At 72.7% G+C, this 1104-nt stretch carries 2 protein-coding genes; both read right to left on the bottom strand.

Translation table 11 applies throughout. The annotated features are described in order from the left end of the window. A partial coding sequence (locus GPJ59_RS36445; RefSeq protein WP_374201018.1) for a WhiB family transcriptional regulator occupies positions 1 to 338 on the bottom strand: 338 nt, incomplete at its 3' end. 151 nt (positions 339 to 489) lie between these two features. Continuing rightward, positions 490 to 1104 (bottom strand): DUF1707 SHOCT-like domain-containing protein (locus tag GPJ59_RS36440; protein ID WP_219672381.1); only part of this gene is annotated, 615 nt, incomplete at its 5' end.

The following is a 1104-nucleotide window of genomic DNA, read 5'->3' as shown; positions in this document are numbered from 1 at the left end:
GCCGCCCGGCGCCGGCGGCGGGCCAGGACCACCCGGCGCTCGGCGGCGGTCAGGCCGCCCCACACGCCGTACGGCTCGGGCTGGAGCAGCGCGTGCTCGCGGCAGGCGACCATCACCGGGCAGCGGGCGCACACGCGCTTGGCGGCCTCCTCGCGGGACAGCCGGGCCGCCGTCGGCTCCTTGGACGGCGCGAAGAAGAGTCCCGCCTCGTCCCGGCGGCACGCCGCCTCCGCGTGCCACGGGCCGTCCTCTTCCCTGGCCGGCACGCGCGGCTTCGGAAGAGCCGGAAGGCTCCGGACTGCCACTGCCTGCAGGGACTGATGCGGCGCATGCTGCACGGTCTACTCCTGACGACGGTATTCGCGAGCGAGAGACGATGCACCTGTCTCTACCCGCTGGTTCCACCGCTATGCACTGCGTGCCAGTCAGGGGAAGTTCGACCGAAATACAACCCTCGTCCGAGTCCGGTCCGGCCGCCGCCGCAGCAGCTCAGCCCTCCAGCCGCTTGCGCAGCCGCAGGGCGAGGTCGACCAGGCGCGCGCCGAGCTTGGGACGGGCCTCGATATTCCCCAGGAGGGAAAAGCCGCGGACGATCACCACGGGGGCCTGCGGCTCGATCTGCGGGCGGCCTTCTCCGCGCACCTCGAAATTGCCGAGAACTCCGTTCCCGTATCCGCGCAGCGTCACATTCTCCGGCACCAGGATTTCGACGTTTCCGAGGACGCAGGTCACGTCGATCTCGGTGATCTGCTGCTCGAAGACCGCCTCGGTCAGGTCGATGGTGATGTCGCCCATCACGGACACGGCCCGGGTGCGGGCCGCCGGCCGCCACCGGCCGCGGCGGGAAGAGCTGCTGCACACCGCGACCACGCTCTCGGCGAACGGCACGGCGGCGGAGGAGGGGGCGGCGGAGTGGCCGAACGCGGCGGCGGCCGAGCCCGGGGCCGGAGCCGTGGCGGAGTTCGGGCCGGCCGGCGCGGGGAGGTCCCGTACCAGCAGTTCCAGCTCGCCGACGGTCTTGACGGCGTAGAGCGTGTCCAGCCGCTCCGAGTGCTCCTCGGCGTTCAGGCGGCCCTCGGCGACGGCGTCGGCCAGGATCTGGGC

The organism is Streptomyces bambusae, from assembly GCF_019400985.1.
Taxonomy (GTDB): Bacteria; Actinomycetota; Actinomycetes; order Streptomycetales; family Streptomycetaceae; genus Streptomyces; species Streptomyces bambusae_A.
Note: the sequence above shows the minus strand (reverse complement) of the source record. Positions and strands in the feature narration are given on the sequence as shown.